The following is a 23,521-nucleotide window of genomic DNA, read 5'->3' as shown; positions in this document are numbered from 1 at the left end:
TCGGGCGCGGCGTGCGCACGCCCATGTCGACATTCGGCGCACGGCCACCAACGTGCTTGGCAACAGTGTGGCCGCAGCGGTCGTGACGAAGTGGGAGGGCCAGTTAGGCCCCGCGATGAGCGATGAGGAATACGAATCGCTCGTTACCGCGAGAGAGGCGGAGAGGGTGTGAGGCAGTGGCCGCGCGAGCGGCCGCCTGAAACCGGAAACGCGCTTTAAAGGATGCGGTCCAGCGCGTTGGAGAGCCTGGCGAGCGCGCCGTCGACATCATGCAGTTTGTCGAGGCCGAACAGCCCGACGCGGAAGGTCTTGAAGTCCTCTGGCTCGTCGCATTGCAGGGGAACGCCGGCGGCGACCTGCAAGCCGACATCGGCGAACTTCTTGCCGGAGCGGATGCCGTCGTCGTCGGTGTAGCTGACCACGACGCCGGGCGCCTGAAAACCTTCGGCCGCCACGCTCCTGAACCCCTTGCTCTCCAGCAGCGCGCGAACGCGCTTGCCGAGTTCGAGCTGCTCCGCCCGCACCTTGTCGAAGCCGTATGCCTCGGTTTCCTTCATCACGTTGCGCAGCGTCGCGAGGCTGTCCGTGGGCATCGTGGCGTGGTATGCGAACCCGCCGTTCTCGTAGGCTTCCATGATCTGCAGCCACTTGCGCAGGTCGCAGGCGAAGCTGGTGCTGGTGGTGGCGTCGATTCTTTCGCGCGCGAGCGGGCTGAGCATGACCAGCCCACAGCAAGGTGAGGCGCTCCAGCCCTTTTGCGGCGCGCTGATCAGGACGTCGACGCCGCTTGCCTGCATGTCGACCCAGATCGTGCCGGAGGCGATGCAATCGAGCACGAACATGCCGCCGACTGCATGCACGGCGTCGGCCACCGCGCGCAAATAGTCGTCGGGCAGGATCATTCCCGATGCGGTTTCGACGTGCGGGGCAAAGACCAGATCGGGCCTGTGCTCCTTGATTGCGGCGACCACTTCGTCAATTGGGGCTGGTGCATAGGCGGCCTGCCTGCCGGATTCAACCGGACGGGCCTTCAATACGATCGATTCGGACGGAATGCTGCCCATGTCGAAAATCTGCGACCAGCGGAAGCTGAACCAGCCGTTGCGAATGACCAGACACTTTTTATTCGTCGCAAACTGCCGGGCCACGGCTTCCATGCCGAAAGTCCCGCTGCCCGGAACGACAATGGCCGCCTTCGCGTTGTAGACCTTCTTCAGCAGACTGGAAATGTCGCGCATGACGCCCTGAAAGAGCTGCGACATATGGTTGATCGAGCGGTCGGTGTAGACCACTGAATATTCGAGGAGCCCCTCGCGGTCGACATTGGGGAGTAAACCTGGCACGCTCGCCTCCGGTATGAGATGAATGAGTTGAGCAGTATTTGTGATTCGATACTACGGCAACAACACAAATATGCTTTTCGCCTCGATGAAAGCAAATTCTAGCGAAAGCGGCCGGTTGATTGGTGCATATTTTTCCTTAGGGTATTCCAGACAGAAAAAAGCCCGCGCCAGGCGGGCAATCGGAGTCACAAAGAAGTGCGGCGGGCAGGCGCGGGGCCTGCCCACGGCCATACCGCGAGGCCTTAGAAGCGGTGACGGATACCGCCGCTCACAACCACCTGGCTGCGGCTCGTCGACGGTGCTGCCGTACCATTGACCTGCACGACGTTGAAGCCAACCTGGTTGTTCGCGCCGACAAAGGCCACGGCCTCGCCATAGAGGTCGGTGCGGCGCGACAGCGCGTAGTCAGCCTGCAGGCCGAACTGGTTCCAGTGCGCCGAGAGGTTGTTCGACGTGCCGCTGGCCGGGGTATTGCGCAGGCCTTGCGTGTACGCGTACTCCGCGCCCAGCGAGAACGCCGGCGTGAAGTTGTATTTGCCGTTGATTTCAAAGTTGTTCCAGCGCAGCGTGATATTGGCGATCTGGTTTTGCAGACGGGTCTGCGTGAACACGAGGCCAACCACCGCCGGGCCGAACACATAGTTGCCACCCACACCCCAGGTGCGCTGGTTCTGGGTGCCCGGCAGATTAGCGGTGATGTAGGTCGGTGTATCCTGCAGCGAACCACTGGTGTTGCCGGAATTCAGCCCTTGAAGTTGCAAATAGGCCGCGCCGAATTTGAAGCCAGCGTATTCATAGCCCGCACCAAAGCTATATGCGCGATTGTCGGCAAAGCCCGACTTGTTGGAGAAGCCGTACAGGGCGTTCGCCGAGAAACCGGCAAAGATCGGGCTCTGATACTTGACCGTATTGCTCAGGCTGAACGAGGCATTGAGGTTGTCGTTGTCACCCGGGTGAGCGAAGTAGGTGCCGCCCCACGTGCCGGTTGCCGAGAGCGGGCCCAGATAATCGACCACGGAATCGTACTGGCGACCAAGGGTCAGCGTGCCGTAGTCGTTATGCGAAAGGCCGACAAAGGCCTGACGATTGAAAAGCGCGCTGCTCTGGAGGCTGCCGTTCGCGACATTGAAACCGCTTTCGAGGTTGAAGATCGTCTTCAGGCCGCCGCCGAGATCTTCAACGCCGCGCAAACCCCAGCGGCTTTGTTGCACGTTACCGCTGGTCATCCCGAACGTTGCCTTGCCGTTGGACAGACCGTTCGGGGTAATGGTGGAACTCCGGCTTGCTTCGTTGCTTACATAGGTCAGGCCGGCGTCGACGATACCGTACAGCGTCACGCTGCTCTGCGCATGGGCTGCGCCCGCAAAAGCCGCAGTCGCCGCAGCAAAAACCAGGGTCTTCTTTTTCATCGTCGTCAATTCCTGTACAGGGTGGAGTAAACAGCTAAATTCATGCGCCGCGAATGCGTTTGATATTCACGTTGCAAAACATTTGCATATCGGAATACAGGAAATGCATAACGGCTTTTGTGCTGGCTTTTATGCCGTTTGCGCGGAAATTAAACGGCTGCGCGTAGTCAGTATCTTATCGGCTTTAAGGGTGAGGCCGCATTCAGTTTCTTTCAATATCGAGCGCCGCGACAATAGTCTGTTGTTGCCCAGCAACAATAAAAGAAGCGGGCTTATTTTCATAAGCGGATTGCATATTTTCATATGAGAAAAGCAATGCTCAGAATAATAGTTGAATCGTTTATAAACATTCTTCCAGAAATGGGTCATTGCCTGCTTGTTTCGAAATCCGGCGCGATGCGATGCGGACTGAATGATAGTGATTCGCGTTGAGAAAATTGCGTGCCGCCCAGGCCGCGTTTCATGGAAATCCCCCATATTTTGCTGCCTGGCGCGAAAGCATCGGGAAGGGTTCCGCTGGCTAGAATGCCGCCATTCATCGAGGCAGGCGGTATCGTGCCGCCGGCCCAAAATAATGGAGACAGTCGATGCAACCCACTTCCCGCGCATTGCGCCGTCGTTTGCCCGCCGTGGCGGTCGCCTGTGGCCTGTTGTTCGGCGCCGCGCTGCAAAGTGCGCAAGCCGCCGACGCGCCCGGCAAGATCACCATCATGGTGGGCGGGATCACGAAGCTCATTTATCTGCCCGCGAAACTCACGGAGCAGCTTGGCTACTTCAAGGACGAAGGGCTCGACGTCGAGCTGCTCTCGCAGCCGGCCGGCGTGGACGCCGAGAACGAACTGCTGGCGGGTGCGGTGCAAGGCGTGGTGGGCTTCTACGACCACACCATCGACCTGCAGACGAAGGGCAAGGACGTCAAGGCGATTGCCGTGTTCGGCCAGGTGCCGGGCGAAGTGGAGGTGGTGTCGTCGAAGTCCGCCGACACGATCAAGTCGATGGCCGACGTCAAGGGCAAGACGCTCGGCGTGACGGGTCTGGGCTCGTCCACGAGCTTCCTTACGCAGTATCTCGCGGGCCAGCACGGCATTGCGTCGACCGAGTACACGATGCTGCCCGTGGGCGCCGACGCAAGCTTCATCGCCGCCATCAAGCAAAGCCGCATCGATGCGGGCATGACCACGGAGCCCACCGTTTCGCGCCTGCTGCAAACCGGCGACGCGAAGGTGCTGGTGGACATGCGCACGGTAGACGGCACGCGCGCCGCGCTCGGCGGCACCTATCCGGCAGCGAGCCTGTACGTGCAGGACGCGTGGGTGGCTTCGCACAAGGCCGAAGCCGCGAAGCTCGCGCATGCGTTCGCACGCACGATGCAGTTCATCCACACGCATAGCGCCGAGGAAATCGCGGCGAAGATGCCCGACGACTACCAGAAGGACAAGGCGCTCTACGTCACCGCACTCAAGGCTTCGCTGCCGATGTACACCGCGGACGCGAAGATGCCCGCCGACGGTCCCGCCACCGTGCTGAAGGTGCTTTCGGCGTTCAATCCGTCGGTCAAGGGCAAGCACGTGGATCTGGCCAAGACGTACACCAACGAGTTCGTCAGCGCGAAATAACGGCGTTTCCAGGTCGTTACGGCAAGGCGGTCCGTGCGGACCGCCGCGCTGCTGCTTTCCTGTGTTTTGTTGGCTTCGGCGCCGGCTTCTTGTCTGGCCGCGCCCGAACAATCGTGAGATGTCCTTGATGAAGCAAGCTTCAGTTCAATCAGGCGCGCAAACCGTTGCGCAATCCGCCGCGCAATCCGCTACGCCGGCTATCGAATTCCGCAACGTCTCGTGCCGCTTTATCGCACCCGACGGCAAGGCCACCGTGGCGTTGCGCGATTTCAGCATGTCGGTCGCGCAGGGCGAATTCATCGCCATCGTCGGCCCCACGGGCTGCGGCAAGTCCACTACGCTCAGCATGATCACGGGCCTGCTCAAGCCCACCACGGGCGAAGTGCGCGTGATGGGCGCGCCCGTGAGCGGCATCGATCCGCGCATCGGTTTCGTGTTTCAGGCCGACGCCGTTTTCCCGTGGCGCTCGGTGCTCGACAACGTGGCGGCCGGTCCGCTGTTTCGCGGCCGCTCGAAAGACGCCGCTTACGACGAGGCGAACGAATGGCTGCGCCGCGTTGGCCTCGACAAGTTCGGCAAGCACTATCCGCATCAACTCTCGGGCGGCATGCGCAAGCGCGTGGCGCTCGCGCAGACCTTCATCAACAAGCCCGAAATCCTGCTGATGGACGAGCCGTTCTCGGCGCTCGACATGCAAACGCGCACGCTGATGCAGGACGAGTTGCTGCAACTGTGGGGCGGCACGGGCTCGGTGGTGTTCGTCACGCACGACCTCGAAGAAGCGATTGCGCTGGCCGATCGCGTGTTCGTGCTTACGGCGCGGCCCGCGACGCTCAAGAAGGTTTATGAAATCGACTTGCCGCGCCCGCGCATTACGTCGGAAATCCGCTACGAACCGCGCTTTATCGAAATCTCCCGTGACATCTGGCACGACCTGCGCGAAGAGGTGCAAATTGCCTGAAACGCTTCAACTCCGGAAAGCTCCCATGACTGCTCCTGCCACTGTTTCGAACGCGGCCGCACTCGACCGCAACTCGCTCGCGCAAGTCGAGCGCGCCGCGCAGCGCCGCATTCGCCAGCGCCATGCGCTCGTGATCGGTCTGCGCATTCTGGTGCTGGTCGTCGTGCTCGGCGGCTGGGAACTCTCGGGACGCAACAAGTGGATCGACCCGTTCTTTTTCTCCATGCCTTCGTTGATCTTTCAGCAGATCGTCGACTGGTTCGTGAACGGCACCTCGCAAGGCCCGCTGTTGCTGCAAGTGTGGGTCACGCTTGAAGAGACCGTGCTCGGCTTTCTGATTGGCGCCGTGGGCGGCGTGGTGTGCGGCGTGGTGCTGGGCCGCAACAAGCTGCTCTCGGATGTCTTCAGCCTCTACATCAAGATCGCCAACTCGATCCCGCGCGTGGTGCTGGGCTCGGTGTTCGTGATTGCGCTGGGTCTCGGCATGGCGTCTAAGGTGGCGCTGGCCGTGGTGATGGTGTTCTTCGTGGTGTTCGCCAATGCGTTCCAGGGCGTGCGCGAAGCGGACCGCTACATGATCGCCAATGCGCAGATCCTTGGCGCGTCGCGCCGCCAGGTGACCACGTCGGTGGTGATTCCTTCGGCGCTTTCGTGGATTCTCGCGAGCCTGCACGTGAGCTTCGGCTTCGCACTGGTGGGCGCCGTGGTGGGCGAATTCCTCGGTTCGAAGCAGGGCATCGGACTGCTGATCTCGACCGCGCAGGGCGCGTTCAACGCGAGCGGCGTGTTCGCGGCGATGATCGTGCTTGCAGTCGTTGCGCTGTCAACCGATTACTTGTTGAGCTCGCTGGAAAAGCGTCTGCTCAAATGGCGGCCTTCCGCATTCTGATCGCTTCGAGCACTTGAAGGGCCCGGCCGGCGACCGCTCCGGCAAGCGAGGTCCGAAGCGTTCTAACGCCGTCCCGCAGCGCGGGGGCGGCTTCTTTGTCGTGGGGAACGTGACATGGTGCATAGCCTGCGTGCGCGTCTGCTGTTGTGGTTGCTGCTGCCGCTGGCGGCGTTCACCGTCGTCACGGGCGGGATGTCTTACGATGCCGCGCGGCAGACCGCGGATCTGTTGCAGGACAATTCGCTGCTCGCTTCGGCGCGCACGATCATCGAGGACGTCGACTGGGAGAATGGCGCGCTCGTCGCGAACATTCCGCCGGCGGCGCTCGAGATGTTCGAGTCGCCGTACCAGGACCGGGTGTTCTACAAGGTGCTCGCCGGCGACGGCCGGCTGCTGGGCGGCGTGCCGGAACTCGCGCCGCCGCCCGCGAGTGCGCAGTCGTTCGCGCAATCATCCACGCAATCATCCACGCAGTTGCCCGCGTTCTACGACAGCCAGTACGACGGCGCGCCCATTCGCGCGGTGGCCTACGAACGCATGCTCTACGACTCGGGGCGCGCCGAGCGCGTCACGGTGATCGTCGGCAAGACCGTGGCCTCGCGTCAGGCGATGATCGACGGCCTCTGGCGGCCGCAGTTGATGCGCCAGTGGCTGATGCTTGCGCTTGTCGCGCTGCTCGTGCCGCTCGGGCTCACGCTGGAACTGCGCCCGCTCATGAAGCTCAAGAACGACGTGGCCGATCGCGAGCCCACCGAACTCGAACCTATCCGGCCCGATCATTTGCCATCCGAACTAAGGCCGATCGTCGATGCCATCAATCAGTGCATTGCGCGGCTGAAGGTGCACGCTTCGACGCAGCGCCAGTTCATCGCCGACGCGGCGCATCAATTGCGCACGCCGCTCACGCTGCTCGCGACGCAAATCCAGTTCGCGAGCCAGTGCGATGCGCAAGACCCGGCACTGTTCGTCGCGCTGCGCGGCGTGCGCCGCACGAGCCAGAAGATGGCGGAACTGACGAGCCAGTTATTGCTTCTCGCGCAGGCCGAATCGATGGCGCCCGAGCGCATGGGCACGCGTGTGGATCTTGGCGCGGTGGTGTCCTCGGTGCTCGAAGAATCGATTCAGGCCGCGCAGCAGCGAGATATCGATCTGGGTGCGGAACTGGACGACGGCGTGGTGGTGGCGGGCAACGCGGGCCTGCTGGCCTCGCTCGCCGCGAATCTGGTCGACAACGCGATCCGCTACACCCAGGCGGGCGGCAACGTGACGGCCATCTGCCGGCGCGAGGGGAGCGAGGTCGTCCTGCAGGTGGTCGACAACGGCCCCGGCATTCCCGCCGAGGCGCGCAAGCACGTGTTCGAACGCTTCTATCGCGTTGCAACGGACACCGAAGGAACCGGTCTCGGGCTCGCCATCGTTCACCAGGTGGCGCGCTCGCATGGCGGTGCAGTAAGCGTGGGGCCTGGCGCTGGACGGGTCGGACTCGTCGTGACGGTGCGCCTGCCGGTGTGGCGCGAGGCTGCGGAGCGCAGCGGCTCGAAGGAGCGGCACGCGATGCTGGAGGCAGCGCTGACGTGAACAAGGAACAACAATGAAGCTGATGCTCGTGGAAGACAATGCCGAGCTTGCGCACTGGATCGTCAATCTACTGCGCGCCGAGAATTTCACGGTCGATTGCGTGGCCGACGGCGAGGCCGCCGATTCGGTGCTGATGACGCAGCGTTACGACGTGGTGCTGCTCGACATGCGCTTGCCACGCATGAGCGGCAAGGACGTGCTCAACCGCTTGCGGCGCCGGCGCGACAACGTGCCGGTGCTGATGCTCACCGCGCACGGCTCGATCGACGACAAGGTGGCGTGCTTCAGCGCCGGCGCCGACGACTACGTGGTGAAGCCATTCGACAGCCGCGAACTGGTCGCGCGCATCAAGGCGCTGATACGCCGGCAGGTGGGCGACAAGTCGGGCTGGCTCACCTGCGGCGATCTGCATTACCTCTCCGACACGCGCGAATTCCGCCACAACGAGGAGCCGCTCGCGCTGCGCCGCCGCGAACACGCGATTCTGGAAGCGCTGATGCTGCAGCAGGGCAAGACCGTGTCGAAGCACACGCTCATGGAGCGCGTCTACAGCCTCGACGACGAACCGAGCGCGGACGCCATCGACATCTATATCCACCGGCTGCGCAAGCACCTGGCGGAGTCGAGCGCGCAGATCATGACCCTGCGCGGCCTTGGCTACATTCTGCGCGCGAAAGACGCGACGCCGCGCGAGCAAAGCGCTATTTCCGCAGTTTAAATATTGGTGAATCCACTAAGCGATACGAACCATTCGCGAAAGGAGCGCGAAGGATTGAGCGCACTACGATTCGACCATCCGTTGAATGTCATGCATTCATGCAAGCCGGGAGCAGCAGCCGGCCGGAAAAAGGCAACGGAATAAACAGAACTTCAATGCAGTTACTTGAGGAGACAATCTTGAAGAAGAAGCATCTCGCATTCGCCATGGCGGCCGGCACTCTGGCGGCGAGCGGCGCGCACGCCCAGTCGAGCGTTCAACTCTATGGCCTGATCGACCTGAGCGTTCCCACCTACCGCACGCACGCGGACGCCAACGGCAACCACGTGATCGGCATGGGCAACGACGGCGAGCCGTGGTTCAGCGGCAGCCGCTGGGGCCTGAAGGGCGCAGAGGACATCGGCGGCGGCACCAAGGTGATCTTCCGGCTGGAAAGCGAATACACCGTGAATAACGGCGCGATGGAAGACCCGGGCCAGATCTTCGACCGCGACGCATGGGTGGGCGTGGAAGACGAGCGCTTCGGCAAGTTCACGGCCGGCTTCCAGAACACGATCGCGCGCGACGCGTCGGCCATCTACGGCGACCCGTACGGCAGCACGAAGCTGACCACGGAAGAGGGCGGCTGGACCAATTCGAACAACTTCAAGCAGATGATCTTCTACGCCGGCAGCGCGACCGGCACCCGTTATAACAACGGCGTCGCGTGGAAGAAGCTGTTCAGCAACGGCATCTTCGCGAGCGCGGGCTACGCGTTCGGTAACCAGACGAGCTTCGGCAACAACGCGACCTACCAGTTCGCGCTCGGCTACAACGGCCCCTCGTACACGGCATCGACGTACTACAGCCACGTGAACCTGAACGGCAACACGAACCAGTCGTTCTCGGTCGGCGGCAACTATACGCTGGGCATCGTGCGCGCCAATGCTGGCTACTTCCGCTACTGGGGCAACCAGGGCGCGCTGGGTCAGCGTCAAGACAATTCGTGGACGGTGTCGCTCAAGGTCGCGCCCAAGGGTGCGTTCGACTACGAACTTGGCTATCAGCAGATGCGCGTGCATAACGCCGCGTACAACGCCGATGGCAACATTCCGAACGCCAACCTCGGCACCTTCGATCCGGCCAGCGGCCTGCACAACGGCTTCAAGGAAACGCTCTACGCTTCGGTCTTCTATCACCTCTCGAAGCGCACCGAGGTGTATCTGGCGGGCGACTATATGAAGCTGCACGGCGGGTATACGGTCGGCTCGACGTTTGGCGCGTCCAATCAGCTGGAACTGACCACGGGCGTGCGTACGCGCTTCTGAGCGGGCGGGCTCGCTTCCGGTTTTGGCCTGGCGTTGCGCCAGGCCTTTTTTATTTCTTCACCGGATTGCGAGTTGAGTCCGCGTATTTAATCCGCATCCACGCACCTCACGGCAGGCGCCGTGTAATCCGATGGGTAATCCGAATACGGCCCGCTGAGCAGCCGCAGGCGCTGCGTCGCCAGCACCTCGGCCTGGTCCTGCTCGCGGCGCGTCAGCACCGCCGGTTCGCCAGCGGGTGGCGCTTCGTTCACGCCACACAGCAGGTGTTTTCCGCTCGATAGCTGAACCGTGGTCTGGTACGCCGCGCCGGGCAGGGTCGCCACGGCGCAGATGCTCCATAACGCAGCGGCTGCGCCGGCTGCATACCTGAGTGGCACGAATTTCATGGCGCGCTCCTCGATGGCGATAGCCTATCTTCTGCCAAAGCCATCAAGCGCGCCAGCGCGAATGATGAACTACTCGCCTATGCCGGTGAACCAGTCGTAATAGGGATTGAGCGGATCGGCCAGCGTGACCTTCCCGATCGAGCGGGACCAGCTTTGGCGGTCGCCGGAATAAGCGTCGAGCGACGCGTGGTAAAACATCTGAAGAATCGCGCTCTGGTTCGCCACCTGGGCACGGAATGCATCGTCGGCGTCCACCAGCGGCGGACTCACCGCGATTTCCATGAGGTGAGAGAGCATTTGCGGGAATTCCTCGCGCCGCAGCCAGTTTGCGTATTCGATGCGGGGCCGGTCGACGGTGACGGGCGGCGCGTGGGCAGCGTAGTACTCGAGGCCGGCGCGGTCGGTGATATAAGTCGCCATCAACGCCGCCGGAGAGCTGATGCCCACCGCGCTAAATGTTTCGGAAACCGAATGATCGGCGAAGCGTGCGCAGGGCGCCGAGCGACGGCGCGAGCACGAAGCCGGTGAGCATTGCGCCGACGATGCCGCCTGCCGTGTTGAGCGCGACCAGCGCGACCACACGGCGCAAACGCATGGGCTCGTGCACGCGTATCTTTCCGCAGAGCGCGTGCTCGAGCTAACCTGAGCGCCCTCAGCCCACCGCCTTTCTTTTCTTCGCGATCGATCTGACGATCAGCAGGCCGCCGATCATCACCACGAGCGACATCAGGGTGGTCATCGTGCCGAGCGCATAGATCACGGGTGTCGTGACCGAAGTCGTCAAGCCCTGCAATTCGAGCGGCAGCGTGTTCTGGTCGCCAATAGCCTGCGATGTGCGCGCAATCTCGTCCCACGAGAGCGTGAAGCCGAACATGGCGACGCCGATGATCGAAGGCCCGATGATGGGCAGCACCACATGCTTGAAGGACTGCCACGGCGAAGCGCCGAGATCGCGGGCGGCCTCTTCGTAGGCGGGATTGAAGCGGTTGAACACGGCGAACATCACGAGCAGGCCGAAGGGCAGGGTCCACGTGAGATGCGCGCCGAGCGCCGAGGTGAACAGACCCATCGAGGTGGTCCAGCCGTCCGCGAACGACTGGAAGCCCCATGCGTTCGCCAGATACTTGATGAGCGTGTCCAGCAGGCGAAACGTCAGGCCAATGCCGAGCGAGACGATGATGGAAGGCATGATGAGGCTCGCGACCGACACATAGAACACGGCGGTGTCGCCGCGAAAGCGTCGCCTGAACGCGAGGCCCGCCATCACGGAGAACAGCGTGGTCAGCACGGTGACCGCGAGCGCCAGCTTCACGGAGCGGCCGAACGCGGCCCAGATGTCGATATCGCCAACGCCGTCGCGCAATGCGGCAAACCAGTGCAGCGAGACGCCGCGCATCGGAAACGTGAGACCGCCTTCCGGACCTTGAAACGAGAGAATGAAGATCGTGATAACCGGGCCGTAGAGAAACAGCACGAAGAGCCCGAAGACAAGCGCGAGCCAGTAAAAGCTCGCGGGCCGATGCTCGCGATGCGTGAGTGTGCCGCTCATGTCACAGTTCCTTTCTGATATCGACGACGCGCGTGAGCGCCCACACAATCATCAGCACGACGGCGAGCAGGATGATGGCGTTGGCCGCTGCGGCGGGAAACTGCAGGTAGCCCGTTTGCACCTGAATGATCTTGCCCACGGAGGCGATCTGCTGCCCGCCCATCACGCCCACCGTCAGGAAGTCGCCCATCACGATGGTGACGACGAAGATCGAGCCGATCACGATGCCCGTCCTCGACAGCGGCAGCACCACGTCGCGGATCACCTGCCAGCCGCTCGCGCCGCCGTCACGCGCGGCTTCGAGCAAGGCGCGGTCGATACGCATCATCGCATTGAAGATCGGCACGATCATGAAGAACGTGTACAGGTGCACAAACGCGAGCACCACGGAGAAGCTCGAATACAGCAGCCAGTCGACTGGACGCGCCACCAGATGCGTTGTCATGAGCGCCTGATTCACGAGCCCGTTGCGGCCGAGCAGCGGAATCCACGAAATCATGCGGATCACGTTGGACGTCCAGAACGGGATCGTGCACACGAGAAATAGCACGGTCTGCATGGCGGTCGTGCGCACGTGAAAGGCGAGGAAGTACGCAATCGTGAATCCGAGCACGAGCGTTACCGCCCACACGATCGCGCAGAACTTCAGCGTGGACCCGTATGTCTTGAAGGTCATGCAGACGTCGGTGAGCGAACTGCAGCCGTCGAATATCGCCGCGTAGTTCTTCAGCGTGAACGCCGGGATGATCTGATATTCGTTGAAATCCCAGAAGCTCACGATCAGCGTGATCACGAGTGGCACGATGAAGAACAGCACGAAAGTCAGCGCGAGGGGCATTGCCTGCAGCCACGCACTCGCGCGCCAGCGGCGCACCGGGGTGTCCTTCGCTTGGCGGAGATAGTCGACGGTAGCCATTATCAGGCGTGCTCCTTCAGGCAGCGATGAACTCGTTCCACTTCTGCACCATGTAGATGTTCTCGTCCATCACCGCGTTCCAGCAGGCGATCGCGCCCATGCGCTGGTTGTACGAGCCGCCGTCGCGCACGGCGCCCGCCTTTTCGAGCAACTGGCCGTCGGGCGCGTGAATGTCCTTTGCGGCGGCCTTGCCTTCCATCCAGTAGTCCCACTCGTAGGCTTGCATGCGGGTCTTCGCCGTTTCCGTCACGCCAGGGTAGTAGCCCTGGCGCATCAGGTAGGCGCCGGCCCAGCCGTCCTGGAACCAGTTGACGAATTCATAGGCCGCGTCGAGCTTCTTGCCCTGCAGCGAGCGCGGGAAGCCGAAGCCCGACGCCCACGAGCGATAGCCTTCCTTGAGCGGCTGGAACTTGCACGCGATACCCATCGTGCGGACCTTGGTCACGGCCGGCGACCACATCGACTGGATCACGACTTCGCCTGAGGCCATGAGGTTCACGCTCTCGTTGAAGTCGCGCCAGAATGCGCGGAATTGCCCGGCGCGCTTCGCCTCGATCAGGACCTTGATGGTCTGGTCGATCTCGGCCTTCGTCATGTTGCCCTTGTCGCTGTACTTCACGTGGCCCACTGCTTCGATCGCCATCGCCGCGTCCATGATGCCGATGGCCGGAATGTTGAGCAGCGCCGCCTTGCCCTTGAACTGCGGATTGAGCAGGTCGGCCCATGTCGTCACGGGGCGCGGGATCAGGTCCGGGCGGATGCCGAGCGTATCGGCGTTGTAGGTCGTCGGGATCAGCGTCATCCATTCGGTGGGCGTCGCGCTGAACTCGGTCGAGCGCGCGCCGGTCAGGAACATCACCTTCTTCGGTGCGGTGCCCTGGTCGCCGATCTTCTTGCCATTCACCTCGCCGCGGGTCAGCACGGGCGTGATCTTGTCGGCCAGCTTGATGCGCTTCGTGTCCATGCCGGCGAGCGTGCCGGCGGGAATGAGCTTTTTGAGCGCGAAGTATTCGGTGTCGACGATATCGAAGGAATTGGGCTGCGTGATGATGCGTTTGGTGACGTCGTCGGTGGTGACGGGAATGTATTGAATCTCGATGCCCGTGTCTTCCTTGAACTTCTTCGCGATGTCCGCACTCTGGTTCACCGCGGTGCCCAGATAGCGCAGCGTGATCTTTTCCTGTGCGTGCACATAGGGAAATCCGGCGATGCCGGCTGCCGCCACCGCGCCCTTGATGAAGGTGCGGCGTGAAATGCCCTGGTGGGTGGATGCCTCTGCGCTTGCATTGGTGTTTTCGTCGTTCACTGGACTCTCCTCGAATTGGAAGTTGTGCATGCACGTGTTCAGGCGGCAAGCGGATGGGCATTCTGGTCGTCCCACCACACCGTCACGCGTGCGCCCGGGCCAGTGCGTTGCGGGTCGTAGTCGGCGTCGCTGATCAGGGAAACGAGTTCGGGTGAACCGTCGAGCGGATCGAGTGTCATGCGCAGATGGGTGCCCTGATACTCGGCTTCGCGCACCGTGCAGGCGAGCCCGCCGATGCGCAGGAGGCCGTTGCCGCCCGCGCTGGTGCCGGGCGCGACGCCCTGTGGCGCGATGCGCAGATGATCAGCGCGCACGGTGAAGAGCCGCCCGTTCGTTCCCAATACGTTGTGGCCGCCGAGAAAGCGCGCCACGAATTGCGTGCGCGGACGATTGAAGACTTCGAACGGCGTGCCGCTCTGTTCAATATGGCCGTGGCTCATCACGACGACCCGGTCCGCGAGCGCCATGGCTTCTTCCTGCGAATGCGTGACGTGCACGAACGTGATGCCGAGTTGCTTCTGCCAGCGCTTGAGCTCGACGCGCATTTGCACGCGCAGGAACGGGTCGAGGGCGGAAAGCGGCTCGTCGAGAAGCAGGCAGCGCGGCTCGTTGAGGAGCGCGCGTGCGAGCGCGATGCGCTGCTGCTGGCCGCCGGAGAGTTGTGCGGGCTTGCGTTGCGCGTAAGCCGACATCGCGACGAGTTCGAGCAGTTCGCCCGCCCGCTTTCGGCGGGCGTCCCGGGCGACGCCTCGCACCTTGAGGCTGAACGCGACGTTGTCGAGCGCCGAGAGATGCGGAAAAAGCGCGTAGTTCTGGAACACCATCGCCGTGCCGCGCGCAACGGGCTGCTCGCGCGTGACGTTGCGCCCGCCGATCAGCACGTCGCCGTCGGAGACCCATTCGTGACCCGCGATCATGCGCAGCGTGGAAGTCTTGCCGCAGCCGGAAGGCCCGAGCAGGCAGCAATACGCGCCGCCGGGAATGCGCAGGTCGATGGCATCGACGGCTAGCGCATCGCCGTAGCGTTTCGAAACGTGCACGAGCTCGATGTCGGCTGGACTCGCGTGAACCACCGTGGATGCCGGCTGAACCATGAAGGCCTGTCCTGTGTGAAGACGCTGAGGAATCTTGCGAGCAAGCCATTGCAAGACGTATGCCATTAGCGCTCCGAAGCACAGTCTCGATACGAATGCGCCGAGCCCCCAGCGAGCGCTCGCTAGCGTACGTCGACGAATTGGCCTGCATATTGCACACGATCTCGTGCCCCGATCGTTGGCGTTTGCGTAGGCCCCGTGTGTGCGATCGAGGTGCGGATATCGTCCGCTTTGGGGCATGACCTGATCAGACTGGTTCATCGACACTCGACAATGAACGACTTCGATCCGTTGAAGATGCATGGACGTTTCGCCTACCGCCCGATACACCATAGCGATGGATATCGCTGGCCCAACGGGGCTGGCCTCGCGGTCTATCTGGGCTTCAATCTCGAGCACTTCGCGTTTGGCGAAGGGCTGGGGGCGGCGCTCGGGCCGCTCTCGCCGCAGCCCGATGTGCTGAACTACAGCTGGCGCGAATACGGCAATCGGGTGGGCGCGTGGCGCTGCATCGAATTGTTCGATGTGCTCGACATGCCAGCGGGCACGCTCATCAATACCTCGCTCTACGATCATTGTCCCGAGCTAGTCGAAGCATGCGCCGCACGCGGCGACGAGCTGATCGCGCACGGCCATACGAACGCGTGGCGCCAGAGCGATCTTGCGGCGCAGGGCGAGCGTGCCCTGCTCGCGCACTGCCGCACGCGCATGCGCGAATGCTCCGGCGTGGCGCCCGCGGGCTGGCTCTCGCCGTGGATCTCCGAGTCGCATCACACGCCGGACCTGCTTGCCGAAGCCGGCTATCGCTACACGCTCAACTGGTGCCATGACGACCGCCCCGTGCGCATGAAAACGCGCGGCGGGCCGCTCTGGTCCATTCCGTATCCGCAGGAGCTCAACGACTTGCCGATGATCATGGCGCGCCAAATGGACATGCGCGACTTCGCCGACATGATCGTCGACCAGTTCGACGAAATGCTGGAGCAGGCGCAGCGAGCGCGCGAGCCGCAGGCGCTCGTGATGGGAATCGCGCTGCACCCATATATCGTCGGGCAGCCGTATCGCCTGCGGCATCTGCGGCGCGCCCTCGCGCATATCGCCGCGGCGCGCGACGACATCTGGCTCACGACACCGGGCGCGATCGCCCGGTACGTCGACGAGGCCGTACCGCTTACGGCGGATGTCGAATGAGGGCCGAGCAAGTGAGCGTGGACGAGCGCATCTATCGATCGATCTTCGAGGGCGTGCTCAATCGCAGGCTCTCGCCCGGCACGAAGCTGCCGGAGCCGGAGTTGTGCGCGCTGTTCGGCGCGAGCCGCGCGGTGGTGCGCCGTGCGCTGGAAAAGCTCGCGTACGATGGCATCGTGGCCCTGCGTCCCAACAAGGGCGCGGTGATCGCACAGCCCACGCGCGAGGAAACGCACATGATCTTCGAGGCGAGGCGCGCGCTCGAATGCTCGCTGGTTCAACTCGCGACGCAACGCGCCAGCGCCGCCGACATCGCGGCGCTGCGCGAACAGCTGAACGAGGAGCACGAGGCGATGCATCGCTTCGATCAGCCGTCGTGGGCGCGGCTGGCGAGCTCGTTTCATTTGCGCATTGCCGCGTTGGCGGGCAATGCAGTCCTCGAACGCTATTTGACGGAACTGGTTTCGCGCTGCTCGCTGATCGTCGGCGCCTACGAGCCGGTGGGCAATGCGCCGTGCGAGCACGGCGAGCACTGCGCGATCCTCGACTGCCTCGAGGCCGGCGACGCAGCGGGTGCCATGGCGCACATGAGCGCGCATCTGCGCGAGCTGGAGGCGCGCATCGAGACATCACGCATGCCAGGAGAGAAAGGGCTCGCGCATTTGCTGGGCATCAATCCCTCACAACCGGTACGCCGCCTCGCGCATTCCAGGAAGGTGTCCAGACCCGGTGTGCCATAGCTGGCGTTCCACGCATCAGCTCGGAGGACACTGCGCCAGCATCCTTCGGGCGGCGGGCCTGACGGTGTTTCGTTGTCGTGCCTCGATTGTTCTTGTGGAGGCAACTGTGAATTCATTCTATTAATATAATTTTTCGATAGCTATCGCCTACACTTGCGTCACTGTGTGATTGCGGCCGCTTCCTTGCAGCGCGGCCGAACGCTTTCCGGAGGTGATGCAATGAGGGAAATTCTCGAAGGGGCGGCGGCTATCGTCGCGATGAGCCTGTATCTGATTCCATCCATCGAAGCCGATGCGCGTGGGCATCGCCATGCCTTTGCGATCACGATGGTGAATGTATTGCTGGGCTGGACTATCGTCGGGTGGTTTGCCGCGCGTGCATGGGCGCATAGCCGAAGCGACGAACGGCTGGCTCGCACAGCGAAGAGAATCCGGAGCGCGGCGGGCCGTGCTACTGGCCAGAAGATCCTGCAGCACGCGCAATATCGCGCCTTGATGAAATCCCGCGTCGCATTTGGTGCAAATGTGGAACAGCGCGACCTGAAGCGGAGCTATGCATGACGACGGTGGGCAGCTCCAGTGCGCCGGCAATGCTGGCGTACCGTTTCAGACGCTCATCGCTACGCGCAGTCTTGCCGCTTGCGGCCCTGTGCGCAGTGTTGGTGGGCTGTGCGTCGGCCACTGGCGTTACCTCGGCCGATCAGCAGGGAACGCTTACCGTGTCAGCCCGCGCAACGGGTGGACGCCTTGCCTGGGCGCGTGCCCATAAACGCGCGCTGGCCGAAGCCAACGAGTACTGCGAGAGCCGCGGCATGCAGACGAGCTTCGCCACCGAGCGAACGCAGGGCTTTCAGGCGTTTGAGCAGCAAACCTCCGTTGTCCGGTTCGAGTGCAACCCCAAGCTTTGAGATGGGCCGACGTAACCTGGTGTGTTGCACCGCACGGGCACGAGATGAGTGTGCAAAGCATGAAGTTGATACCAGATGCCGCACGAAGGAGGGTTTTTGACATTGCCTAACATTATACTTTCATACGAAATGTTAAACTTGTCCATACATCTCAACAAGGCAAAGGACAAGTCAATGCTGAAGAAGCTTGCAGGAACGACCGCGATTGCCGCCGCGATGGCAGTGGCGTCGCTGCCCGCCGTGGCGGGCGACATGAATAACGCCGTGGGTGGCGCGCTTGGCGGCGTGGCAGGTGCGGCGGTTGGCAATGCAGTGGGCGGCAGCACCGGCGCGGTGATCGGCGGCGCCGTGGGCGGCGGCGCGGGCGCAGCGGTAACGTCGAACAAGCACGAGCGCACGGGCGCCGTGGTGGGCGGCGCACTGGGTGGCGGCGCGGGCGCGGCCGCTGGCAACGCGATGGGCGGTTCGACAGGCGCGCTCATAGGCGCGGCGGCGGGGGGCGCCGGTGGCGCTGCGTTGGGCGGCAACATTTCGCGCAACAACTCGTACTCCAACGACTACCATCACGACAACAGCTACAAACACAAGAACAAGAAGCACAAGAAGCATTACGACTAACCGTGCTTCATCCATACGCGGCGGGCGCTTCCTGCTGGCCTCCCGGCCTCATCCTTCCCGCCGCGTTGTTCTTGGCCGCTGCAGCGTGACGTTCTGCGGGCTCCCTGCCCATACCGCCAGCGCGGAATAATTATCGGCATTCGATGCGCTGCCCGAATGGCGCATCGCCTCGTGCTCGATCAGCAGCGCCCAGTCGTCGACGCTATGGACGATGCGCAATCGGTCTTCGAGCGCCTCCTCCGCCACGGTCTGCCAGAGCCCATCGGTGCAAAGCAGAAACACGTCGCCGTCTTCCAGCGCATGCGGCTCGCTGATCGCGGGCGCAATCGTCCCGCGCATGCCCAGCGCCATATGCAGCCATCCAGGATTCACGCCGTCGCTCGGCAGCCCCGCGTCCAGCAACTGCTGCCGCACGCTATGGTCGCGTGTGCGTTCGATCAGCGCGCCGCGCGCGAAGCGGTATAGCCGACTGTCGCCAAGGTGCGCCCATTGTGCGATGTCACGCCGCCGGTCGATGACCAGCACGATCACCGTCGCGCTCATGCGGCCGCGTTCGTGCTCGCGCTGCTGGCTCGCGCGGATCGCGCCGTGCGCATCCTCGATGCAGGCCCGCAGGGTTTGCGCGAGCGTGGGCTGGTGACCTGCATCGCTGCATTGCGTGCGCTCCAGAATGCGCTCGACCGCGCAGCGCGCGGCGATCTCGCTGCCGGGCTCGCCCGAGACGCCATCGCTCACGACGAAGCATGCGTAGTCGTCGGAGATCGTGTAGCCGAGTGCGTCCTGATTGCTCTCGCGCGTGCCGGTGCGCGAGAACTGCGCGCACGAGAGGTTCATGCGTCGCTCGCGCGCGCGGGGCGGCGTCGCGCGTGATAGCTCCTTACTTCCTCGTCGTAGGCGCGCAGGAAGGATCGGCCGAACACCGCGCTGAAGTCGTCCTCGACGGCGAGCATGGTCTCGTGATGCAGGCGTTCGTAGCGGTTCCACAGGCGCAGCTTGCGCAGCACCGGCAGGAACGCTTCATAGCGGCTCGGCGTGTCGCGCGCGGCCAGGCGTTCGGGCGAGAAGCGCAGCAGCACGTCGTTGAGCGCCGCGCGCATGCCCGCAACCATGGCGATCTGGTGCGCCTGCAAGTCGTGGAACGCGTCTTCGACGGCGCCAGGCGGCGTCATGAAGCCGGGAAACGGCAGGCCGAACATCTGGCGCAGCGCCGCGCTGCCATCGGGCAGCAGCTTGAGCGGGTTGTTCTCGCGATCGAGCAGCACCGTCATATCGGCCTTCACTTCGCGCTTGAGAATGCTGCGCGAGGAGAGCAGCTCGACCGTGCCGTTCGCGAATAGCGCCAGCAATTGCCCGGCCGTGTGCAACTGTTCGGTTTGCCAGTCGCAGGTGGCCTTGTCGAGGCCCGCGCCGCGCAAAAACGCGGAAAGCAGCGCATCGGCGGAATCGGGTGCGGCGGAAGGCGTGGGTGCATCGGCGCGGGTGGGTGTGCTTGCTGCTGTCGCTGTCGCTGACGCCTGGTCGTACGCGCGTGTCAGCGGTGGTCGTGCCGAAAATTCGCGCTCGGACCTGGTCTCTGCAAATGTCGTTGCGCGCGCATCTATACGGGAGGCGGGCGTCGGTGGTGGTTCTGGGGCAGGCCTTTGCGCGGATTTTTGCGTCGATGTCTGTGGCGGAGTTTGCGTCTGCGTTTGAGTCGATTCGCGTTTCGCCTCGTTACCGCTCGGGCGCGCGAACAGCGCGAGCGGATCGGTCGGGATCGGCGCGTTCTCCTTGACGTGCTTCTCGACGTTCGCTTCGACGTCCTCGCCATCGTGCGCGCGCAGCACATAAGGCCCGATGCGGATCGCGTCGCCAGAAGCCAGCGCATGCTCCTCGGTGTACTCGAGCGGCGTGTCGTTGATCTCCACCACCGACACGCTGCTCAGGTTCTTCAGCACGCAATGCTCGCCGTCGATCTGCAGCAGCGCTTGCAGCCGCGAGACCTGGCGCGTTTCGTCGGGCAGCACCATCTGGTTGTCGGCATTGCGTCCGATCGTGCCGCCCGGCGCATGAAACATCACGCTGGTCTCGGTGCGGACCGGTTCTCCTGCATATTCAATGACGGTCAATTGCATGATGCGGACTGACTCACTCAATAACGGATAAAAGGTGCGCGCGGCACGCCGCTGCATCACAACGGCTTGTCATGATGGCGCGACCTTGCGGCGGGCCGCGTCGAAGGCGGGGCCCCAGACGGGGTGTCCCTTCTCCGCGGCGGACAGCTCGAAGTGCGGGTCGATGCGCAAGATGGCCTCGAACTCGGCGCGGCACTGCGCGACGCGGTTCGTCACGCAATAGCTGAACGCCATCAGCTTGTGCGCTTCGATCCTGGTGGAGCGGTCGCCGTCTTCCACCGCGTTGCTGTTGCGAAGCAGCGCGATGGTGCGCGGGTAGTCGCCCGCGAGATACGCGTCGTGTGCGGCCGCAACGGTATTCGCGGCGGCGCGCTGCGCGGGCGAGAGACTGCTGCAACCGCCCGTTGCAACAACGAGCGTGGCCGCAAGCGCCAGTAAAAATGCGCCGCCAAGGGCGGCCGGCGTTCCATTCGAACGTAATAAATTCCAGCGTATCGGCCAATTCATCGTCGGCAGTCCGGTATTTAATTCTTGATTCAAGCGCGCGATGTAAATACTACGGCTTGAGAAATTTATTTATAGAGCGCGTATTCGGAGATCGTTGCGGTAAGGAATCGTACGAACTATAGTCTAGTCACCTGATTTTTCCTCATATGAATTATTACTCGTGAGACAGCGTCGGCGATAGATTAATTTAATTCCGCGAAATAGCGAAAGGCATGGCGTCGTGGCCCCGTGGCTCGTTATCCGGCACGCATGGGCCAGGGTGGGCGTTCCTGGAGCAGAACTCATGGCCCCTGTTTGCAGGCGTGGAGCGGGGCGGGGCGTGTTCGTGCCTGTGCATGAGCAACGTGTTTTCGCGCTGAATCAGAGGACTGGCACGGTATGTACGGAGCGCAAATTAAGCGCGTGCTTCAACTGCGCGCGGGGATTTATTTTGCCTTTTTATTATTATGGGGGTGTGCATCGACGGAGAAGAATTTACCGGTTCCTTATTCTGTTACATTTCAGGTGGCGGCCGACGTCAATCGCGATTCTCAAAATCGGCCAGCACCTATAGCGCTGCAAACGTTTCAGCTGAAATCCGGTAATAATTTCAGCCACGCCGATTATTTCTCGCTGCAAAGCAAGCCCGAAGACGCGCTGGGCGCGGAGCTGGCGGGCACGGACCGTATCGTCCTGCGCCCGGGCGAGTCGCGCACGATTCACTTTCCCGGCGGCGAGGCGGTGCGCGCGCTCGGCGTGGTGGCGGGCTACCGCAAGCTGGAGAAGCGTCGCTGGAAGGTCGTGGTGGCGTTGCCGCCGCCCGCGAGCACCAACCTGTTCAAGTTCTGGCAGGGCAAGCCCTCCGAGATGCGCTACGTAATCGCGGTGCAAGGCGATGGACTCGTCGCCACGCCCAATGCCGGTGATGCTCCATGAACGACCGCATGAATGCTCCTGTTGCGCCCGTCACGGGCGGTGCCGGCCAGCGCGACCGCGTGGTGTGGTCCGAGGGCATGTTCCTGCGGCCCCAGCATTTCCAGCAGCTCGAACGCTACTTCGAGCGCTACGTGCATCTGCGCTGCGCGCCGCTGCAACGCTATTCATGGGGCTTCGCGTGTCTGCGCATCGACGAGGAGGCGCTCGCGCACGGCAAGGTGATGCTGCGCGCCGCGAGCGGCATGCTGCCCGATGGCACGCCGTTCGACTTTTCGCATCTCGACGAGGCGCCCGAAGCGCTGGAAGTGGGCGCCGACGTGCGCGACACCACGGTCGTGCTGGCGCTGCCGGCCCCGCGCAGCAGCAGCGCGCAGGTGACGTTCGGCGGCGGCGCGGCGGCGCTTGCGCGCTACGTGGCCCATGAGGCCGAGATCGCCGACGTCAACGAGGTGCGCCTCGAGCCCGCGCTCGTGCAGTTAGGACGCCTGAAGCTCAAGCTCGCGCTCGCGACCAGCGTGGATGACGACTGGCACGCGATGGGCGTGCTGCGCGTGATCGAGCGGCGCACCGACCGCCAATTGGTGATCGACGAGACCTATATTCCGCCGCTGCTCGACGCGCACGCGCATCCGCAACTGGCGGGCTACATGCAGGAACTCGACCGGCTGCTCGCGCAGCGCAGCGAGCTGCTTGCCGGACGGCTCGCGCAGGCGGGGCGCGGCGGCGTTTCCGAGGTCGCCGACTTCCTGCTGCTGCAACTCGTGAATCGCTATCTGGCGGTGACTTCACATACCGCGCAAACGCCGGGCGTTCACCCGGAACTGCTGTTTCGCGACTGGCTCAAGCTAGCCTGCGACTTCGCCACGTTTACGGCGGCCTCACGAAGGCCCGAGGTGCTGCCGGCCTATCGGCACGACGACTTGCGCGCGACCTTTGGCGAGTTGTTCGCCGAACTGCGGCGCTCGCTTGCCACCGTACTCGACCAGAACGCCGTGCAGATCGCGCTTACCGACGCGGGCAACGGCATGCAGGTGGCCGTGATCGCCGACACCTCGCTGCTGCGCGACGCGGGCTTCGTGCTGGCGGTGCGCGCCGACGTGCCCGCCGAAAGCGTGCGCACGCGCTTTCCCGCCCAGGTCAAGCTTGGGCCGGTCGAGCGCATCCGCGATCTGGTGCAGTTGCAGCTGCCTGGCATTCCCGTGCGCGCGCTGCCGGTCGCACCGCATCAGATTCCGTATCACGCCGGCCATAGTTACTTCGAGATCGACAAGGCCGGCGACCTGTGGCGGCAACTCGAACGCTCGGGCGGTCTCGCGCTGCATCTGGCCGGCGAGTTTCCGGGCCTCGCGATGGAGTTCTGGGCGATCCGCGACATGCGAGTAGGCGAAATGCGTGCAGGTGACACGCGATGAATCCGCTCAACGATCCCTTCGCCGCGCAACGCGAGGCCGGCCATGGC

Annotated in this window: 25 protein-coding genes; 13 read left to right on the top strand and 12 right to left on the bottom strand. The window is 63.2% G+C overall.

Annotated features, from left to right (window positions below):
- Positions 1-215 precede the first annotated feature (215 nt).
- Entirely contained in the window at positions 216-1,343 is a 1,128-nt protein-coding gene (locus tag NH14_RS17905; protein ID WP_035530438.1) for an aminotransferase class V-fold PLP-dependent enzyme, read from the bottom strand.
- Between the two features lie 242 nt (positions 1,344-1,585).
- Positions 1,586-2,752: a porin gene (locus NH14_RS17900; RefSeq protein ID WP_035530436.1), complete on the bottom strand. Its 1,167-nt coding sequence runs from the start codon at positions 2,750-2,752 to the stop codon at positions 1,586-1,588.
- A gap of 587 nt (positions 2,753-3,339) precedes the next feature.
- Here NH14_RS17900 and NH14_RS17895 point away from each other — a divergent pair.
- The 6 genes from NH14_RS17895 to NH14_RS17870 all read left to right on the top strand — a co-directional run bounded on the left by NH14_RS17895 (position 3,340) and on the right by NH14_RS17870 (position 9,821).
- On the top strand, positions 3,340-4,368 hold the full coding sequence (locus NH14_RS17895) for an ABC transporter substrate-binding protein (protein ID WP_084225765.1): 1,029 nt from the start codon (positions 3,340-3,342) through the stop codon (positions 4,366-4,368).
- A 127-nt stretch (positions 4,369-4,495) separates the two neighbouring features.
- Entirely contained in the window at positions 4,496-5,329 is an 834-nt protein-coding gene (locus NH14_RS17890) for an ABC transporter ATP-binding protein (RefSeq protein WP_052148301.1), read from the top strand.
- Between the two features lie 25 nt (positions 5,330-5,354).
- Positions 5,355-6,218 (top strand): ABC transporter permease, encoded by an 864-nt coding sequence (locus NH14_RS17885; RefSeq protein WP_035530434.1) that lies wholly within the window; start codon positions 5,355-5,357, stop codon positions 6,216-6,218.
- A gap of 114 nt (positions 6,219-6,332) precedes the next feature.
- A complete protein-coding gene (locus NH14_RS17880; protein WP_052148300.1) occupies positions 6,333-7,796 on the top strand; it encodes a sensor histidine kinase in 1,464 nt (487 codons plus the stop codon).
- A 13-nt stretch (positions 7,797-7,809) separates the two neighbouring features.
- Positions 7,810-8,514, top strand: coding sequence for a response regulator (locus NH14_RS17875; protein WP_052148299.1), 705 nt, complete (start codon positions 7,810-7,812; stop codon positions 8,512-8,514).
- A 206-nt stretch (positions 8,515-8,720) separates the two neighbouring features.
- Positions 8,721-9,821, top strand: coding sequence for a porin (locus NH14_RS17870; protein ID WP_407947162.1), 1,101 nt, complete (start codon positions 8,721-8,723; stop codon positions 9,819-9,821).
- A gap of 86 nt (positions 9,822-9,907) precedes the next feature.
- On the opposite strand, the gene NH14_RS17865 is transcribed toward NH14_RS17870, so the two are convergent.
- From NH14_RS17865 to NH14_RS17835, 7 genes are all read right to left on the bottom strand, one after another.
- Positions 9,908-10,207, bottom strand: a complete 300-nt coding sequence (locus NH14_RS17865) for a hypothetical protein (RefSeq protein WP_035530430.1) — start codon at positions 10,205-10,207, stop codon at positions 9,908-9,910.
- Between the two features lie 69 nt (positions 10,208-10,276).
- Positions 10,277-10,627 carry a hypothetical protein gene (locus NH14_RS17860; protein ID WP_035530428.1) on the bottom strand — a complete coding sequence of 117 codons (351 nt, stop codon included), beginning with the start codon at positions 10,625-10,627 and terminating at the stop codon, positions 10,277-10,279.
- A 31-nt stretch (positions 10,628-10,658) separates the two neighbouring features.
- On the bottom strand, positions 10,659-10,814 hold the full coding sequence (locus tag NH14_RS17855) for a hypothetical protein (protein WP_161790867.1): 156 nt from the start codon (positions 10,812-10,814) through the stop codon (positions 10,659-10,661).
- 45 nt (positions 10,815-10,859) lie between these two features.
- Positions 10,860-11,756, bottom strand: coding sequence for an ABC transporter permease (locus tag NH14_RS17850; RefSeq protein WP_035530426.1), 897 nt, complete (start codon positions 11,754-11,756; stop codon positions 10,860-10,862).
- 1 nt (position 11,757) lies between these two features.
- A complete protein-coding gene (locus NH14_RS17845; protein ID WP_035530424.1) occupies positions 11,758-12,672 on the bottom strand; it encodes an ABC transporter permease in 915 nt (304 codons plus the stop codon).
- Positions 12,673-12,688: 16 nt separating this feature from the next.
- Positions 12,689-13,978 (bottom strand): ABC transporter substrate-binding protein, encoded by a 1,290-nt coding sequence (locus NH14_RS17840; protein ID WP_035530611.1) that lies wholly within the window; start codon positions 13,976-13,978, stop codon positions 12,689-12,691.
- A 38-nt stretch (positions 13,979-14,016) separates the two neighbouring features.
- Complete coding sequence (locus NH14_RS17835) at positions 14,017-15,072, bottom strand: ABC transporter ATP-binding protein (protein WP_035530609.1); 1,056 nt, start codon at positions 15,070-15,072, stop codon at positions 14,017-14,019.
- A 273-nt stretch (positions 15,073-15,345) separates the two neighbouring features.
- Here NH14_RS17835 and NH14_RS17830 point away from each other — a divergent pair, with 273 nt between their 5' ends.
- From NH14_RS17830 to NH14_RS17810, 5 genes are all read left to right on the top strand, one after another.
- Positions 15,346-16,263, top strand: a complete 918-nt coding sequence (locus tag NH14_RS17830; protein ID WP_035530422.1) for a polysaccharide deacetylase family protein — start codon at positions 15,346-15,348, stop codon at positions 16,261-16,263.
- Positions 16,260-17,000: a GntR family transcriptional regulator gene (locus NH14_RS17825; protein WP_052148298.1), complete on the top strand. Its 741-nt coding sequence runs from the start codon at positions 16,260-16,262 to the stop codon at positions 16,998-17,000. Before NH14_RS17830 ends, NH14_RS17825 begins: the two co-directional genes overlap by 4 nt.
- Before the next feature lie 219 nt (positions 17,001-17,219).
- The gene (locus NH14_RS17820) at positions 17,220-17,561 is read left to right on the top strand and encodes a superinfection immunity protein (RefSeq protein WP_052148297.1); all 342 of its coding nucleotides are present in this window, start codon (positions 17,220-17,222) and stop codon (positions 17,559-17,561) included.
- Positions 17,558-17,908, top strand: a complete 351-nt coding sequence (locus tag NH14_RS17815) for a hypothetical protein (RefSeq protein ID WP_052148296.1) — start codon at positions 17,558-17,560, stop codon at positions 17,906-17,908. The genes NH14_RS17820 and NH14_RS17815 overlap by 4 nt, the downstream gene beginning before the upstream one ends.
- 174 nt (positions 17,909-18,082) lie before the next feature.
- Positions 18,083-18,526 carry a glycine zipper domain-containing protein gene (locus tag NH14_RS17810; protein WP_035530420.1) on the top strand — a complete coding sequence of 148 codons (444 nt, stop codon included), beginning with the start codon at positions 18,083-18,085 and terminating at the stop codon, positions 18,524-18,526.
- 48 nt (positions 18,527-18,574) lie between these two features.
- On the opposite strand, the gene NH14_RS17805 is transcribed toward NH14_RS17810, so the two are convergent.
- From NH14_RS17805 to NH14_RS17795, 3 genes are all read right to left on the bottom strand, one after another.
- Positions 18,575-19,360: a PP2C family protein-serine/threonine phosphatase gene (locus tag NH14_RS17805; protein ID WP_035530418.1), complete on the bottom strand. Its 786-nt coding sequence runs from the start codon at positions 19,358-19,360 to the stop codon at positions 18,575-18,577.
- Positions 19,357-20,640 carry a type VI secretion system-associated FHA domain protein TagH gene (gene tagH / locus NH14_RS17800; protein WP_035530417.1) on the bottom strand — a complete coding sequence of 428 codons (1,284 nt, stop codon included), beginning with the start codon at positions 20,638-20,640 and terminating at the stop codon, positions 19,357-19,359. Before tagH ends, NH14_RS17805 begins: the two co-directional genes overlap by 4 nt.
- Positions 20,641-20,709: 69 nt before the next feature.
- The gene (locus tag NH14_RS17795) at positions 20,710-21,147 is read right to left on the bottom strand and encodes a TssQ family T6SS-associated lipoprotein (protein ID WP_161790866.1); all 438 of its coding nucleotides are present in this window, start codon (positions 21,145-21,147) and stop codon (positions 20,710-20,712) included.
- Positions 21,148-21,525: 378 nt separating this feature from the next.
- Between NH14_RS17795 and tssJ the strand changes: the two genes are divergently transcribed.
- The gene (tssJ, locus tag NH14_RS17790) at positions 21,526-22,062 is read left to right on the top strand and encodes a type VI secretion system lipoprotein TssJ (protein WP_052148295.1); all 537 of its coding nucleotides are present in this window, start codon (positions 21,526-21,528) and stop codon (positions 22,060-22,062) included.
- An 8-nt stretch (positions 22,063-22,070) separates the two neighbouring features.
- A complete protein-coding gene (gene tssK, locus NH14_RS17785) occupies positions 22,071-23,474 on the top strand; it encodes a type VI secretion system baseplate subunit TssK (protein WP_052148319.1) in 1,404 nt (467 codons plus the stop codon).
- The last annotated feature ends 47 nt before the right edge of the window (positions 23,475-23,521 follow it).

It is taken from the genome of Paraburkholderia sacchari (assembly GCF_000785435.2).
Classification (GTDB): Bacteria; Pseudomonadota; Gammaproteobacteria; order Burkholderiales; family Burkholderiaceae; genus Paraburkholderia; species Paraburkholderia sacchari.
Note: the sequence above shows the minus strand (reverse complement) of the source record. Positions and strands in the feature narration are given on the sequence as shown.